Annotated in this window: 12 protein-coding genes; 5 read left to right on the forward strand and 7 right to left on the reverse strand. The window is 42.6% G+C overall.

Annotated elements, in window-relative coordinates; genetic code table 11:
• Positions 1-151: 151 nt before the first annotated feature.
• The 5 genes from WJM94_RS03490 to napF form a co-directional block, all read right to left on the reverse strand.
• Positions 152-742 (reverse strand): molecular chaperone TorD family protein, encoded by a 591-nt coding sequence (locus tag WJM94_RS03490; protein ID WP_444492841.1) that lies wholly within the window; start codon positions 740-742, stop codon positions 152-154.
• Between the two features lie 87 nt (positions 743-829).
• The gene (locus WJM94_RS03495) at positions 830-1,615 is read right to left on the reverse strand and encodes a dimethyl sulfoxide reductase anchor subunit family protein (RefSeq protein WP_444492842.1); all 786 of its coding nucleotides are present in this window, start codon (positions 1,613-1,615) and stop codon (positions 830-832) included.
• 2 nt (positions 1,616-1,617) lie between these two features.
• Positions 1,618-2,238, reverse strand: a complete 621-nt coding sequence (locus WJM94_RS03500; protein WP_444492843.1) for a DMSO/selenate family reductase complex B subunit — start codon at positions 2,236-2,238, stop codon at positions 1,618-1,620.
• Between the two features lie 17 nt (positions 2,239-2,255).
• A complete protein-coding gene (locus tag WJM94_RS03505; RefSeq protein WP_444492844.1) occupies positions 2,256-4,679 on the reverse strand; it encodes a DMSO/selenate family reductase complex A subunit in 2,424 nt (807 codons plus the stop codon).
• A 37-nt stretch (positions 4,680-4,716) separates the two neighbouring features.
• Positions 4,717-5,202 carry a ferredoxin-type protein NapF gene (gene napF / locus WJM94_RS03510; protein ID WP_444492845.1) on the reverse strand — a complete coding sequence of 162 codons (486 nt, stop codon included), beginning with the start codon at positions 5,200-5,202 and terminating at the stop codon, positions 4,717-4,719.
• Positions 5,203-6,005: 803 nt separating this feature from the next.
• On the opposite strand from napF, the gene WJM94_RS03515 reads away from it, so the two are divergent.
• Positions 6,006-6,251 carry a hypothetical protein gene (locus tag WJM94_RS03515; protein ID WP_444492846.1) on the forward strand — a complete coding sequence of 82 codons (246 nt, stop codon included), beginning with the start codon at positions 6,006-6,008 and terminating at the stop codon, positions 6,249-6,251.
• Between the two features lie 28 nt (positions 6,252-6,279).
• A complete protein-coding gene (locus tag WJM94_RS03520) occupies positions 6,280-9,024 on the forward strand; it encodes a glycoside hydrolase family 3 protein (RefSeq protein ID WP_444492847.1) in 2,745 nt (914 codons plus the stop codon).
• A gap of 102 nt (positions 9,025-9,126) precedes the next feature.
• Here the strand turns inward: WJM94_RS03520 and WJM94_RS03525 are convergent, their stop codons facing one another.
• On the reverse strand, positions 9,127-10,077 hold the full coding sequence (locus WJM94_RS03525; RefSeq protein WP_444492848.1) for an LpxL/LpxP family Kdo(2)-lipid IV(A) lauroyl/palmitoleoyl acyltransferase: 951 nt from the start codon (positions 10,075-10,077) through the stop codon (positions 9,127-9,129).
• A 508-nt stretch (positions 10,078-10,585) separates the two neighbouring features.
• Entirely contained in the window at positions 10,586-10,945 is a 360-nt protein-coding gene (locus WJM94_RS03530) for a hypothetical protein (RefSeq protein WP_444492849.1), read from the reverse strand.
• A gap of 295 nt (positions 10,946-11,240) precedes the next feature.
• Here WJM94_RS03530 and metA point away from each other — a divergent pair, with 295 nt between their 5' ends.
• The 3 genes from metA to WJM94_RS03545 all read left to right on the forward strand — a co-directional run bounded on the left by metA (position 11,241) and on the right by WJM94_RS03545 (position 16,401).
• Positions 11,241-12,182, forward strand: coding sequence for a homoserine O-succinyltransferase MetA (gene metA / locus WJM94_RS03535; protein WP_444492850.1), 942 nt, complete (start codon positions 11,241-11,243; stop codon positions 12,180-12,182).
• 149 nt (positions 12,183-12,331) lie between these two features.
• On the forward strand, positions 12,332-13,054 hold the full coding sequence (gene pilW, locus WJM94_RS03540) for a type IV pilus biogenesis/stability protein PilW (protein WP_444492851.1): 723 nt from the start codon (positions 12,332-12,334) through the stop codon (positions 13,052-13,054).
• Between the two features lie 182 nt (positions 13,055-13,236).
• Complete coding sequence (locus WJM94_RS03545; RefSeq protein ID WP_444492852.1) at positions 13,237-16,401, forward strand: response regulator; 3,165 nt, start codon at positions 13,237-13,239, stop codon at positions 16,399-16,401.
• Positions 16,402-16,437 lie beyond the last annotated feature (36 nt).

Consider the following 16,437-nt stretch of genomic DNA (forward strand, 5'->3'; position numbering starts at 1 on the left):
GCTTTAGAAGTCTACCCCTACCAAGCGAGATTTAAGGCCACAACCGACAGTGATGCCCGAGAATAGTTTTCTAATCGTCTGGAATGTAAATGAGATAAAAAGAACAGATACAGGTCACGCATTGTGGCCCCATCTGTTCTTATGAAGAAGTTCAGAAATAGAGTGGTTTTGAAGTAACAGAATATTGAAATTCACTTTGCAATACATCGAACAATTCTTTAGTTACCTTAGCGAGTAAAGCGTAGTATTCACTGAGGTTGTTATTCGCCAATAACTCCAGATAGCGCTCACCCCAAGGCATAAGATGCTCCGTGATTAGCTCCATCCCAGCTTCAGAATTTTCGCTCTCCAACAACTGACTGAGTGCCAACAGCATTAAACCAAATTGATCTTCTGGCTCTCTGTAATCACCTTTAATTTCCAACCCATGCTGACGTAAAAAAGCACGGTAATAAGTGGTAGATTCGCCAAATACAATATTGTCTTTATCCAGATATACCGAGCCCCATGGTGGGCATGGCATTTCGCCCTGGCCTTCAAACAGTACTGAATATTGATACTCAAGTTCGTCAATTTCCAACTCAGGCAAGGATGCGATTTGTTGACTGATTTTATCTTTATCTGGCCAGTTAAGCAGATCAGGGAGTTGTTTTAAGGTATCGCGAATTTGCTCATTTTCAACACTCGGACAGGTGTATAAATTCTGCCCAAGCAATTGAAATACAAAAATAAGAGGATTCATCTGGCTCGCCTATTTGTTGATGAGTGTGGTGCTGAGATTTCTCCCAGCACCTTGTTTTGCAATAGTAGTAAATGTCGCTCTACTCTATTACATACCAATTGCCCAAAGGTCATAGAAACCAATTCGACCCGCAATTTCACCAACCACGATCAACACAGATGCGAGTGCCGCCAAACGAGCATTTTGAGCGCCTTTCGTCATGAATGCAGCAGCGACCAAAATTAAAACGCCCAGCGCAAGTAGCGCGTATTTAGCACCCCAGAACAGCATATCTTGCTGGTGCAACTCAACGTTTGCTTGCGATAGGAACGAGAAATAGCCCGGAGTTAAAGCAAACAATAACACTGTCGCCAATGCAGTTAATAACCACGCTTTACCACCCACATTTACCGCCGTCAGAATCGCACCACCACAAATAACTGCAGTCAGTACCATTTGCAACGAGGTAAATCCAGTGTTCCACGCCGGAATAGTCTCCAATTGATAAACATTTGGGATAAGTATGATCAGAGCAACGCCGGCAATAGCACTCAAGTAGCCAATGATATTAACCGTCGCTTCCGGGATCATTTTCTTCAGGTTACCAACCGCATATAAGAATACCAATCCACCAAACAGACCACAGGTGATGATCTCATTACTCATTGGTGAACGCCCTAAGCCGAACAGCGCATTCATCGCTCTAAATGGCTGACCAAGGTGCGTTAGTGCTGAAACCCCGGCAACCACCACCATAACCAAAGAGATCATTGCTATCTTAGTTGCCTGCTTCTGGTCGATTTTCTTCATTAATGCGCAGATCTGCATCAAAATAAAGGCACCCGCCGATGCTTGAGCCAATACTGTAAAGAAGACTAATGGAAGTTCTTTCATGATTAGACCTCCTCTGGATTAAGAATTGAGCCAGACGCATCACCAGACTGGCGAGCACTAGCATGTGCTTTCACAACCAGATTCGGCTGAGTCAGGTGTGCTTTGGGTAATGGAGCGATTTCTGCTTGTGTACCGTATTTCACACGCAGAGTTTCAATTTCATCGAAATCTAAAGCTCGTTGCGGGCATGACGCGACACAAATAGGCTTTTCACCACGAGAAACGTACTCATAACAGCCATCGCATTTAGCCATGACTTTCTTCTCTTCGTCGTACTGTGGAGCACCATACGGACAACGCATTTCACAGTAACGACAACCGATACACACATCCTGATTCACAACGACGAGACCATCTTCAGCGCGTTTATGCATTGCGCCACTTGGACAACCTTCCACACACGTTGGATTATCACAGTGGTTACAACTGATTGATAGGTAGTAGTTAAATACGTCCTGATCGAATGTACCATCCGCATTTTTTACCCAGGAACCGCCGCCGTATTCGTAAATGCGGCGTAGCTTAGGACCAACATCTAGCTGATTTCGGTCTTTGCAGCTAACCTGACATGTTTTACAACCCGTGCATTTAGACGAGTCGACATAAAAACCATATTGAGTCATAACTTTATCCTAATTCTTTATGCACGTTTAATTTCGACAAGGTTCGAATGCTGAGGGTTACCTTTCGCTAATGGCGAAGGGTGTTGAGTGGTCAATGAGTTAATACAGCCACCAATATCTACCCCATTTCGGTTCGTCTGATGCCACGCACCCTGAGGTACAGCGACTACCCCCGGCATAATGCGATCGGTTACTTTAACCGGCATCTGTACTTGTCCACGGTCATTGAAGATAATCGTCATGTCGCCATGATTCAGTCCACGTTCGCTTGCATCCATTGGGTTCATCCACACCTCATCTGGTATAGCTTCGCGCAGTACCGCGACACTGTGATATGTGGAGTGAGTACGACGTTTAGTGTGGAAACCTGTCATTTGCAGCGGGAACTGTTTCATGCGCTCAACATCACCCAAACCTTCTCTTGAAGGCATATATTCGGCTACGGCAGGAATTCGGTCCCCTTCCGGTAGTTCCCACTCTTTATCAAGGATTGCTAGCTGTTCAGAGTAAATCTCAATCTTTCCAGACGGTGTTGGAAGCTTATGAGCTTCAGGATCTTCTCTGAACTCTTTAAGCGCGATGTGAGACTCAATATCCGCCAACTCACGGTCAATAATGCCCATATTGGCAGTTTTGCTGAACTCAGGCAGATTAGGGCGTTTCGTACTACGGATTTCGTTGTAACAATGCTCAACCCACTGGTCGATAGTTCTTCCCTCGGTAAACGTCTCACCAACACCTAATTTATGAGCGATTTCCGCTAGCACATCATAGTTATGACGGTTTTCCCATAGTGGTGTAATCGTCGGTTGCATGCGGATCAGGTAGTGGTACGGACCTGTCGCATAGGAGTTATTCACTAAATCGGTTGTTTCTAGCCAGGAAACGTCAGGAAGCAAGATATCTGCATAGCGAGCTGAGCTGGTCATGTGATTATCCCAGACCATAATAAACTCACACTTAGATTCATCAGACAGAATCTCATGCGTACGGTTAAGGTCAGAGTGCTGGTTCATGGTCACGCCACTTGAGTAGCTCCACAGGAACTTAACGCCCGTCTCTAAACGATCTTTACCTTTTACATAGCTATTTTTCGCCGTCATATTTTCATGATCGTCGATAGCTTTGGTCCACAAGAAACATGGAATCGACGTTTTCACCGGGTTTGGAATATCAAGACCTACCGTCGGATATTTTGAACTGTAACCCCAGTTACCACTGTTGGTGCCCTGGCGACCAAACTGTTTAGTCATCACTGGCAGCATCATAATTGAGCGAGAAGCCTGCTCGCCGTTCATGGTGCGTTGTAAACCCCAACCTTGTGAAATCCACGCTGCTTTTGCACTTACAAGTTCGCGCGCAAGCTGCTTAATACGTTTTGCAGAAATACCAGTGATTGATGCAGCCCACTCCGCTGTTTTCTCAGTTTTATCTGCACCCAAGCCTAAGATGTAAGATTTGTAAGATGCGTTTTCTTCTGCAGATTCAGGTAGTGTCGATTCGTCCCAACCAACAGCATATTTATTGATGAACTCATCGTCTGCCAAACCTTCTTTAATCAACGTGTGGCCAATTGCAGCAACCAATGCCGCATCAGTACCCGGACGAATTGGTAACCATTCCGCATTCAGGCCAACTACAGAGTCGGTACGACGAGGGTCAATAATGATAACTTTCGCCTGGCTTTCTTCTAGTGCGCGGTACAATTCCTGAACCTGACCACCACCAGACATGCGGGTTTCAGCGATGTTTTGGCAGAACATAACCACCAGGTCAGAGTGCTTGATCTGAGCCATATAGCTACCCTGAGCCTCACCGTACACGAACGGTTCAACACGACCAATCTGAGCGGTTGAATACGTATTGTGTTGCTCTAAATAACCACCAAGAATATTTAGTAACCGCTTACATGCGCTACGTCCATGAAGATTAGCACCAGTGGAACCTGACCCGTATTGATAATAAATGGCTTCATTACCATAGGTATCAATGGTGTGTTTCAACTTATCTGCAATGATAGTGGTTGCTTCATCCCAGCTAATACGTTTGAACTTACCTTCACCACGCTTACCAATACGTTTCATTGGGTACTTCAAGCGATCAGGGTTATAGGTTTTGTAGCGGTTAGAACGACCACGTAAACAAGGGCGGATTTGGTGTTGGCCAAATACTGAGTCATCAATACCATCTTCAGTATTGATTCTGACGATATGGTCATCTTTGACGTGCACTTTAAGTGGACAACGACTACCACAGTTCACCAGACAAGCGCTCCATTTAACTTGCTCTTCTCCACTAATAGTAGAAGTCGCTGCGTCAGCAACAGAAGAAAACGGTAGCGTTAATCCAGAGGTTAAAGCAGCGGCGGTAGCAGTCGTCGCCGAAGCCTTCATAAAGCCCCGTCGAGACAACTCACTATTTAGTAAGTTTTTGTTTTTCATTGCTCTTTCCATTACAAGTAACCGGTTACATTTTCGGTTAATTTTTAATTGAAGTTGTTATAGCGCTGACCGGACAATGGTACTGACATGAATTACAGCCATTACAAAGGTCCAGATCGATACTTGGTTTATTATTTTTATGGATGGTTATTGCACTAACCGGGCAACCGTACTGACATTCAGCACAGTAAAAAGCAGTGTGAGGATTACAGCTAGAGGTGATTGCAGGACGAAGCGAACAATCACTGACAGAATGCGACAGGGCTGATGTTGGACATACCCGATTACACTCATGGCAGTGGGAACAATAGCTAAGTTCCAGATCAAGCTCAGCCAGTTGGTCTCGTACAATGATAATGCCATTAGGACACGCAGAAACACACTCGCCGCAACCTGTACATGACTGAATAAAGTCTTTCTCTTCCAGTGCGGTAGGTGGACGAGGCACAGTACGAGGAACAGAGGTAGATTCTCGCGCATGTCTCACAATATTACGTAAAAAGTTACGCTTTCCTACATCCATCACCTACTCCAACCTTACTACTTTGTGGGTATAGTGGAGTATCGCGTGCTATAACGAGTTGATGAATATCAATTCATAGCGACTAAATATTAAAACATTTCACTGGATGCTTATTGTTATCAAGTCTGAATGTCGATCCAGTCACTGTTTTGATCAGTGAACGAACTCTACCTCCCTGTGTCTAGGGCTACTTATTTAAAGGTGTGAGGCTATCGGACATCACATCATGACGTTATCCGCTTTAAGAAAAGTTACATTTTATCTGTGCTACGACAGAAGCGTGGTAAAGATAATAGTCATTCCGTTTTAATTTGACCTGTTTGTTTTTATTTTTTTATATGTAAAATAGTCCATAGTAACAAAGTTCAATGTTTTATATATAGAAAAACATATCAGTAACAATTATTTCATTTTAGAAAATTAACTAAATTTAAATTAATTACTATTCCACTATATACTTATTAAAATAAAATTTTATACAAATAATTTCATTCTTTGGCCAAAGATCTCATACATAAACAAGAAAGTTCAATGAAACAGAGACTCTGCAACCGGTTTCTAATTAATAACCAAGAAAACGCAGTTAAAGCTGTACAAACTTTTCGGATCAATTTGTCAAGGAAATGTCATATAGACATAACAGAAATTTCTTACGTGACATTCACCCATTTTATCCATTTTATGTGATGAAAATCTCATTTTAACGTGTAGATTTTAGCTTATTCCGTGTCTCAGATCTCACCAGAGGATGATCAGCATGTTCAGACACAATGACTATTAACATTGAATATCTGCAGGAAATTATGAATATTAACAATAAACAATTGAGGTATATCGCAGTAACGTTACTTCTTTCTCTATCATATGGAGCCCAAGCACAGGACAATGTCGTTAATAATGGTTCTGAGGCAAGAGCGAAATATGAAGAGCAAAAAGACAATATTACTTATGCCAGTAATTATATAAAAGAAGACACAATAGAATCCGAAAATAATTTATTAACCACTGAGATTAAAAAAGATGACTCACTCAGTATAAATAATAAATAAAAATGAATTAAGTGAGAAAGAAATGAAAATGAAAAATTATCTGCCATTAATCTCTATCGGATTATTGGCTACCCCAACTATTGCGTTTGCAGACTACAATGGGAAAACATGGCTAGAAGTTGAAGCTCAGGTCAGTTCTATTCTGGACAATATGACTGAGTCAGAAAAATACGATTTTCTATCCCCGAACGATGGTCATATGATTAATTATATCGATCGTTTCGGCATCGAAGGCACTGTTGCAAACGACTCGTCACTTGGCCTTTATGTAAACGGAAAAATATTCGGCGCGAGCTATCCTTCGCAAACCTTACTGGCAGCGACATGGAACCTAAATCGAGCTAAACAGGTCGGCACCGCTTTAGGCTACGAGACTCGTAGCGCCGGTGGTGAACAAATTCTGTCTCCCGTGACCAACGTATATCGTACCCCTCTTAACGGACGAGCAGCCGAGTCAATTTGTGGTGAAGACCCATTTCTGTGTTCAGTAATGGGACCGGCAATTACTAATGCTATTCAGTCTCAGGGTGTACAAGCAGGAGCCAAGCACTTGGTGGCGAATGAACAGGATGCGAACCGTCACTACCTGAATGTTATCGTTGACGACCGAACTCTGCGCGAGCTGTACCTGCCACCTTTTGAATCCTTAGTGAAGAACGCCGATATCGCATCCATCATGTGTGGATTCAACAAAGTAAATGGTGATTACGCCTGTGAAAACCACGAAATCATCACCGACATTTTAAAAGGCGAATGGGGCTACCAAGGCTTTGTTCTGTCTGATTTCAACTCGATCGTTAACGCTTTCGAAGGTGCTTGGGCAGGTACCGACCTCGATATGCCATCAGGTTTGAAATTCAATGAAGAAACGCTTAAACCTTATGCTGAAAACGGGATGCTTACACAAGACGTTATTGATGACAAAGTGAAACGCCTATTGCGTGCATACATTCGTTACGGCTTTGATGAAGGAACCTTTGAAGCAACTGATATGCAATACCCAGAAATCGGTCAGCAAGCTGCGCTAGACACGGCTCGCGAAGGTATTGTTCTTCTTAAAAACGAAGGATCCCGTAGCACGGGCGCACTACTACCATTGAGCAAATCTAGCCGAATTGCTGTCATCGGTGATGCTGCTCTACACGCACCGAGCTCACCGCTGGGAACTGGTTGGTCAGTGCCTGATTCAGATTACGTGACTGAGCTTAGCGGTCTACAGCAATTGAACAATAGTGAAAACAACGTCACCTTCATCGACAGTATGTCACTAACGCCAAGCGCATCAGTGTTTGTACAGCCTGACTGTGAAGCAGACAGCGAAGAATGTGCCGTGGGTGTGACAGCTGAATATTTCAGCAACACAGAGCTAAGTGGCACACCTTACCTGACTCTCGAAGAACTGGGCGTCAACTTTAACTGGGCAGACTCGACGAACGAAGTCAGCAACCCGTGTACAAATGGCCATGGAGACGGCTTAGATTGCTCTTCTATCCCATCAGATGCAATTGATGGCTCACGAGACCTTGATGATATCAGCCCAACAATTGGAGCATTCTCAACACGAATTACCGGTCAAATTCGTCCTACGATTTCTGGCAAACATGTCCTAAAAGTACGTGCTGATGGTCCATTTAAACTTTACCTAGATGACCAACTGATTCTAGAAAGTAACGGTGAACCTAGAGCTTCTGACCTGGTGAATGCAATCCCTAAAACGATAGAAACCAAACGTTTGAAGGCCGGTGAACTGTATTCAGTTAAACTAGAATACAGCCGTGAGCAAAGCTTCTTATCTGTGTTAGGTGGACTCAATGGTATTCAACTAAGCTGGGCATCACTCGCTGCGCCATCTGACCTTTCAGACTACGATGCAGTCGTCGCTGTGGTTGGACGCAATTACGAATACGAAGGTGAAAGTCTTGACCCGTACTTTGATCTACCAGATCAACAAGACACCATGCTGAAAAACGTCATCAATCAAAACGCAAATACGATTGTCGTAATGCATGGTGGTGGCGGAATGAACATGCTGCCATGGGCAAACAAAGCGCCAGCAATCCTGCATGCTTGGTACAGCGGACAATTCGGTGGTCAAGCCCTGGGTGAGATCCTGTATGGCGATGTTAACCCATCAGGTAAACTACCTATCAGTCTGGACAGTAAACTGGAATACAACCCAAGTTATGCATCCTACTCGAACCCAGACGATTACGTTGGCGAGAATGCAAAAACCACGATGGAATATAGCGAAGGCCTGTACTCCGGCTACCGTGGTTACGCGAAATCAAACAGAAAACCGTTATATCCGTTTGGTTACGGGCTGTCATACACTGACTTTGATTTTTCTGATATTTCGTTAAGCACAACGACAGTAAGCGAAGAAGAAATGTATGTCACCTTTACGGTTACGAACTCTGGTGAAAAAGGCGGTTACGCAGTACCTCAGTTATATGTTGAACCAATTAACCCAAGTGTGGATCGTCCAGATTACGAATTAAAAGGCTTCAGCAAGATCTATCTTGAATCTGGCGAGAGTAAGGAAGTGACGTTACCTCTGAATGCCCGCTCCTTCGCTTACTTTGTACCAAGTGAGACAAGCTGGGTGGTAGACAAGGGTGCATCTTTCCGCATTAATGTAGGCGACAGCTCTGACAACACTCTGCTTTCTCGTACCGTTAAAGCGAATCAAGAGATTGTACTGACAACCAGAGACTCGAATCCTCTACCATCATCTCTGCAATCAGCAGTACAGGTAGAGAGCGCAGCCCAGTAGTCGCTTTATTTACCTGATAAAATGCCCCCAATAGTTGGTTATCTCACTATTGGGGCCAATTCATACAGCTTAAACTTGATGTTATGAATACAGAATTGAGTACTAAACAATTGCCGGGATTAGCTGAGGATTGTACAAACACTCTTCACCCTGTGGTCTCGTTTTAAAACGACGATGCAACCACATATATTGACTAGGGCTAGCCATAATCGATTCCTCAACAATTTTATTGATAAAAATTGCCGCATTCTCAGGGTCATTTTTAGGAAAACCATCTACAGGCTCCCGGATTGTTAATGTGTATTGACCATTGTCTTCTCTTACCATAGTAAATGGTACGATGGCACAATCCGTCGAATCGACAAGTAAACTGGTCCCTGTTGTTGTACATGCATTTTTAACTGCAAATAAAGGAGCGAATGTCGACCTTCTGGTTCCATAATCATGGTCTGGTGCATACCAAACTCGATGTCCTGAGTTCAGGGTTTCCAGCATACCCCTGACGTTTTTGCGATCGATCAACGTGCGATTTGAACGAGAACGCCCCTTATATTGAAAGTAATCAAAACATGGATTGTTATTAGGTCGATAAACACCCGACCCGGACTTTTTAATGCCAAACGCACGTGCGCCTAACTCTAAGTTCATAGAGTGAACGGCCAGCATTAAGACACCTTTACCATCCTTTTCTAGCGCTTCGATGTGTTCCATTCCTTTTATCGTTACGTGTCGATTGACTCTCTTATCAGACCAAAACCATGCCATTGCCGTCTCAAACAGCGCAATTCCTGAGTTTTCGATATTAGCGTTTAAAATCGCGTCTCGTTCATTCTCAGCCATGGATGGAAAACAGAGCTCAAGGTTTCGTCTTATAGTAACTTGACGCTTTTTCACAATTCGCATTGCCAAACGACCTATACTGCGTCCTAAAACTAATTGAACTTTGAAAGGAAGAAGACTGAGTAAGTACATCAGCACTATTATAAATAACGTTCCCCAGTAACGAGGCAACAGGAAATGAACCTTAAATTTAGGCTTTTTTTGTTTGATCATGAAAGTATCGTCAGATGTGCCCATCTATAAGTGATTAAAAAATCGATGATAATTGCATCTACATCTATCACTGATTGAGCTTATGGCAAAAATTACAGCGTGCGTATGTTATGGTTCTTCGACACACTACACAGTAAAACCATTACAGGTTGAGGAAGAATAGGTAAAAACGAATAAAGATGAGGAGGCACGATAACATTGATTAGAGTGATTAATCCAATCACTTTCATAATCTTTTGAATAAATTGACTTTTCCTAGCCAAAAATACGACTGCTAGGAAAATGGTGACGAACAGAACCGCTATCACCTTCAGCAAATAAGATAATTTCCTTGTGCCGCCATTTGGCGTATTGTTACAACATCCCTTCCTTTTCTCCTTCCTACTGAGCGGATTGGTAATGAACAAGGGAGACTCAAGGTCAACGGTTGAATCCGAGGCGGATTAGTTCGTTCGTGTGGGATGTTTATGAAATGCCGTGACAGACTGTCGCCACGGCGTTAACTGGCTTAGTGAAGCGTATTATTACCGTTCTTTTGATATTGCTGTGAAATCGCAAAGTAGATATGCATATCGATACGCTCTGGTGTATTGAGTAACATCTTACCTACTTCGCGCTGAAAATGGTTATAGGTACCTAACTCATCGGTCAAGCCTAGCTGCTGATAACTGGATTCGTTGACAAACATGCCATAAGCGTAGTGGTGATGATCAATGTCTCTCTGTTTGTCGTATCCAAGTTGCTGTAACGCGATATCAACCTCCTTGGGCGCGTAAGTGTTTTTATCGCCAAACAAACTTAACAGCCGGCTGGGAACTTCGTGAGCGATGCTCTGGATATCCGTTTTTCGCTTAAAAATACTGAACATAGTGTCCTCTATCATGGCTTGCCCATTAATCCACCAATATTAACTCGTTAGCATATTAACCATCAAATGCTGTAGGTGTCATTTCAATCACGTCTCATCAGAAATACTTATCTAGTCACAATTAGAAAGCACCAATGACATTCTTGATGATAATGTAATCAACGCATTTATTGCCCACATGAATGAGTAAGGATTAAACTTATTTAAAGTCACATTTCGTATCGACATCTAATTCGATTTGAGTTAGCTTTAGATGTATAGACGTCTAGATGACTGAGATTAGGGAGAGAAAGTCGTGCCAATTAGAATTCCAGATCAATTACCTGCAACTGACATACTAAGGACAGAGAACATCTTTGTAATGACAGAGACTCGTGCGGCAAGTCAGGAAATACGTCCTTTGCGAGTACTGATTCTGAATTTAATGCCTAAGAAGATTGAAACTGAAACCCAGTTTTTGCGTTTACTTTCTAACAGTCCTCTTCAAGTTAATGTTGAATTACTGCGAATTGATGATCGTCCAAGTAAAAACACACCAACAGAGCACTTAGATAACTTCTACCGCCAATTTGAGATGGTAAGAGGCAAGAATTTTGATGGTTTGATCATCACAGGTGCCCCACTCGGCCTAGTGCAATTTGAAGATGTGCTGTATTGGGACCACCTTAAAACGATAATGGAATGGGCCAAAGACCATGTAACCTCTACACTGTATGTGTGTTGGGCAGCTCAAGCAGGTTTAAAATTGCTTTACGATTTGCCGAAGAAAACTCGTAAAGAAAAATTGTCTGGCGTTTATCATCATCAGATCCATAACCAATACCACCCGATATTACGTGGGTTCGATGACACATTTTTAGCTCCTCACTCACGTTATGCTGACTTTTCACAGCATTTTCTGGAAGAGCATACCGATTTAGATATTTTAGCGACTTCCGACATCGCTGGTGTTTACTTGGCTACAACCAAAGATAAGCGAAACGTGTTTGTGACAGGTCACCCTGAGTATGACTCCCACACTCTTCATAATGAATATATCCGAGATTTAGGCGAAGGTATGGAGCCAGCGATTCCGGTAAACTACTATCCGAATAACAACCCGGATAATCCACCAGTAGCGAGCTGGAGAAGCCATGGCCATTTGTTGTTTGCCAACTGGCTGAACTACTGTGTTTACCAACAAACACCATACGATCTTGATCATTTCAGTGAAGACGCCTTCACTAAAGATGATTAATTCAATGACTTAACTTTGTGAACCAAGCCGCCATACGGCGGCTTTTTCGTACTAGTTTGCAAACCTGATCGCATAGTAATTTCTCATCAATAGGCTTTTGTCACGTAATTCATATCATTCGGTGAGATTCAGGTATGTAGGGACGAGAAATGAAAACGGTTAAGCTTGGTATACTTCTTTTGGTGGCTCAATATTCAGTGGTTGGCTGCGTCACTGTAAAAAAAGATGGAGGCCCGGTCGTTAAAGCTGACCCAGTCGCTATGGCAGAGTCACGAATCGCGTTAGGTCTTGGCTATCTGGAGAGTGGCAGCACTATTCGTGCCCATGATAATTTACAACAAGCTCTTACTCATGCCCCTCAATATTATCGAGCTCAACTTTCCATGGCGCACTATTACGAAACCGTCGGTGAAGATTCAAAAGCGGAGGATATGTACAAGCGCTCATTACGCCAACATACCAAAAATGGTAACGTCCTAAACAACTACGGGACTTTCTTATGCAAACGCGGCCAGTTCCAACAAGCTGACAAGATGTTCAACCGAGCCATTGAACAGCCGTACTACTATTTGATTCCTGCTAGTTTCGAAAATGCTGCATTTTGTGCTTTGAAATCAAAAGATACAGACAAAGCAAAGTATTACTTCACAAGAGCTATCGATCACGACCCACACAGACCAAAATCGATTTTGCAACTCGCTAAACTAGAAATTGACGCAGGTGAATACACCGATGCCAGAATAAGACTCATGCGGTTTAACCAGATGTATGGAGTAAATAAACCCGCTCTACAACTAATGTTTGAACTCGAACGTGCCGCTGGGAACGAATCACTCGAACAAAGATATCAAAAACAGTTAGAACAACTCTGATCACGATGCTTTGTATATTGACGAGTGATCCTAATAACGGAACCTTTTGAACTAGAAAAGCATTTTGAAAGTTAAGTCACACTTCCTTTCTCTTGAAAGTTAGAGTTTTGTCCGAAAGCAAACCAGTTGAGATAGATAAACTACACTTTGCATATCAACCGTTTTGAATATGGAAGTGTACTGTGGTAGGAATATTTTCCTGGGATAACCTGTCTGTTAAGCAAAAACTATTTGGCTTAGTACTTTTGCCAATTATGTTGCTGCTTATTTTGGCAGGTCAACACGTACACCGCCTTTCAACACAAGCAAAGGATCTTCATAGAGCTCAGGTGTTTACTGACTACATAGACCTCGTATCCCAACTCTATAATCTTCCCAACATGCAAGAGATCAGCGATAAATCAGAGGAAACACATCGGCTGGTTCGAGAGCTTAAACACCGGAATTCTGCAATCTTCGGAAACGATCCGGAGATATTGAATCTATTAACAAGCTTTGAAGAAGCCAGTGTTTCCTTGTACTTAGCCTCTGATGGCGAAGAGCAGTCAGAGGCGATCGAATGGCGTTCAGATATATACCAACAAATCCTCTTAAGCCTGGATCAAATCTACTTTAGTAATATCAGCCATGAAACCAATAATGACCTCTCGTCGATACTGCATCTGGAGTGGCTTATATATTGGTCAACTAAAGAGCACAGACTTAGTCAGTACCTCATTGAGTCTATTGAAAAAAAACAGTACTACGATACGGTTATCCGAGACGATATTCAGTCACTTGTGCAAAATCAACAACTCTTGATCGAACGTTTTGTCGCTCTCAATGCCAACCGCCAACAAGTCGATTTGCTTATCGACACCTTTAGTGACGACGTATTTAGAATCAGCCAAGAATTCCGCACCAGTTTACTTCAGCCACAAGAGCTGCAAGCCCTGACACCACAACAAATCTCTTTAGGTCTATCTGCACTAAACAAACGAATGACGCTCATTCACGATATAGACAAACACATCGTACTACAGCTGCAAACAAGAATTAGTGAGTCCATTTCAGACACTACTCAACATCGATTGATATTTATCGCTGCAGTAATGTTAATTACGGTCTTGGTCATCAGCCTAACGATACGATTAATGCGTAAAGTCACGGGAAACTTAGATTTAGTTTTAGAGTTCCTGAGCCACGAAAGTTACGTTGCAGACTCCCCTTTGTCAGGGCTGATTAAAGGTAAAGATGAACTTAGCAAATTTGCTCAGGAAGTCGACAAGCTGAGTTATGAACGAGAGCAAACAAAACAGAAGCTGACTCAAGCAAAAGAAGATGCCGAAAGAGCCAAAGATGAAGCGATTGAAGCGAGTAAAGCGAAGAGCAGCTTTCTGGCTAACATGTCCCACGAGATTCGTACGCCGTTAAATGGTGTTATCGGCATTTCAGAAGTTCTGTCGGACACCCCTCTCACCGCCGTCCAGCGTGACTATGTCGACACGATAGAAACATCATCACAGCTGTTGTTAAGCCTTATCAATGACGTATTGGACTTTTCTAAAATTGAGTCCGGCATGCTAATGATTAGCCCTAATTCGAGCTGTGTTCGGGAGTCGATTTACGACATTGCATCCATCGTGTGTCCAAAAGCAAAAGAAAAAGGCATTGATATCAAGGTGAACATCAGCCCCAATACACCTTATCACATCGTGGTTGATGATCATCGACTACACCAAATCATCATGAATTTTATGTCAAACGCCGTGAAGTTTACTGAGAAAGGCTATGTCGAGCTCAGCGTTTTTACACATGCACTCACTGAGGCTACCGCAGTCATTGAGTTTTCTGTCGAAGATTCTGGCATCGGTATTAATGAACAACAACAGAAAAGTATCTTCGCTCCCTTTGCTCAAGAAGACAATTCGACAACACGACAGTTTGGTGGAACTGGGCTTGGGCTAGCAATTAGCACTCAGCTTGTAGAACTGATGGGAGGGCATATAAAACTAAAATCGAAAAAAGGACACGGAAGTCGTTTTTACTTTCATTTAACCGTCCCTGTTTCTCAGCAAAACTTTAATCCACATCATACGCTGAACCAAAATCAGATTTGGCTCGTTTGCGATAACTATGAAATGGAAAACAAACTACGCAATGAGTTGAACGTTTACCACGTTGATGTCCGCGAATCGGTAAATAATCTCAGAGAATTGCCTACATGGATTAATGATAAAGAAAACATCATCATTATATATGTCGAAACCGAACCTAATGCGGCAATTGCGACATCCGATTATATGCGTAGTTTTGAAAACAAAAATATACGTGTTTGCCTGATCAAGCACATGCATAGTAAGCAATTTGATTTTGGGAAAAACGTTAGTGCCATTGTTACACAACCTCTGTTGGGACAGCGCTTTCTAAAAGCTCTAAATCTGTGTGAAGCCAGCTTCTCGACGCAAGGTGAAATTCACACAACCTCCCACCAATCACCTACCTTGCATAATATATTGATTGTGGATGACAACACCGTAAATCAAAAGATCGCTGGCTTACATGTAACAAAAGCAGGATATAGCTTTGATTGTGCAGAAAATGGAGCCGAAGCTATCGAGATGTTTAAAAAGAACCGATATCGATTAATCTTGATGGACTGCATGATGCCAGTGATGGATGGATTTGAAGCCACGAAGATAATTCGACAAATTGAAGAGAGTGAGCAACGTGCTTTTCGTATCCCAATCATAGCCTTGACCGCCAGTGTGGTCGATGACGATATTCAGAAGTGTTTCGAGGTGGGAATGAACGATTGCATTCCAAAACCATTCAAAGCCGATTTACTGAAAGCAAAATTAGATAAAGCACTTGGGTTACGCTTTCAAACAGATCCTCTCAATGAAGTGCACTCATTGAAAATAAATGCATCCCAAAAATCAGGCTCAGAACCACAACCTATTATAAGGCCATCAGTTGATCCTATCGCGATACGAGCTGAACGAATTTTGCTTGTCGAGGACAATCGGGTAAATCAGAAAGTCGCATCACTACTTTTAGATAAAGCGGGATATCAATATGAAATAGCGGAAAACGGCCAGATCGCTGTAGAGATGTTTCAACGTGATACGGACTTCGACATCATATTGATGGATTGCATGATGCCAGTCATGGATGGCTTTGAAGCAACGAGAAAAATTCGTGCCTATGAAATGAGTAAAGGTCTAGAAAAAACACCAATTATCGCTTTAACCGCTAGCGTAGTAGATGATGATATTCAGCGCTGCTTTGACTCAGGGATGGATGCGTATATACCCAAACCTGTGAAAAAAGAAAAACTACTGCATCAGATCGAAAATATGATTTAGGCAAGCTGCCCATGGTCAGTAGATCTCTTCACAATA

The organism is Vibrio sp. YIC-376 (genome assembly GCF_052353105.1).
In the GTDB taxonomy this organism is placed as follows: domain Bacteria; phylum Pseudomonadota; class Gammaproteobacteria; order Enterobacterales; family Vibrionaceae; genus Vibrio.

Excerpts from the sequence above, each read along its gene's own strand:
- WJM94_RS03490 (WP_444492841.1), bottom strand. The coding sequence starts at position 742 with ATGAATCCTCTTATTTTTGTATTTCAATTGCTTGGGCAGAATTTATAC.
- WJM94_RS03495 (WP_444492842.1), bottom strand. The coding sequence starts at position 1,615 with ATGAAAGAACTTCCATTAGTCTTCTTTACAGTATTGGCTCAAGCATCG.
- WJM94_RS03500 (WP_444492843.1), bottom strand. The coding sequence starts at position 2,238 with ATGACTCAATATGGTTTTTATGTCGACTCGTCTAAATGCACGGGTTGT.
- WJM94_RS03505 (WP_444492844.1), bottom strand. The coding sequence starts at position 4,679 with ATGAAAAACAAAAACTTACTAAATAGTGAGTTGTCTCGACGGGGCTTT.
- napF (WP_444492845.1), bottom strand. The coding sequence starts at position 5,202 with ATGGATGTAGGAAAGCGTAACTTTTTACGTAATATTGTGAGACATGCG.
- WJM94_RS03515 (WP_444492846.1), top strand. The coding sequence starts at position 6,006 with ATGAATATTAACAATAAACAATTGAGGTATATCGCAGTAACGTTACTT.
- WJM94_RS03520 (WP_444492847.1), top strand. The coding sequence starts at position 6,280 with ATGAAAAATTATCTGCCATTAATCTCTATCGGATTATTGGCTACCCCA.
- WJM94_RS03525 (WP_444492848.1), bottom strand. The coding sequence starts at position 10,077 with ATGATCAAACAAAAAAAGCCTAAATTTAAGGTTCATTTCCTGTTGCCT.
- WJM94_RS03530 (WP_444492849.1), bottom strand. The coding sequence starts at position 10,945 with ATGTTCAGTATTTTTAAGCGAAAAACGGATATCCAGAGCATCGCTCAC.
- pilW (WP_444492851.1), top strand. The coding sequence starts at position 12,332 with ATGAAAACGGTTAAGCTTGGTATACTTCTTTTGGTGGCTCAATATTCA.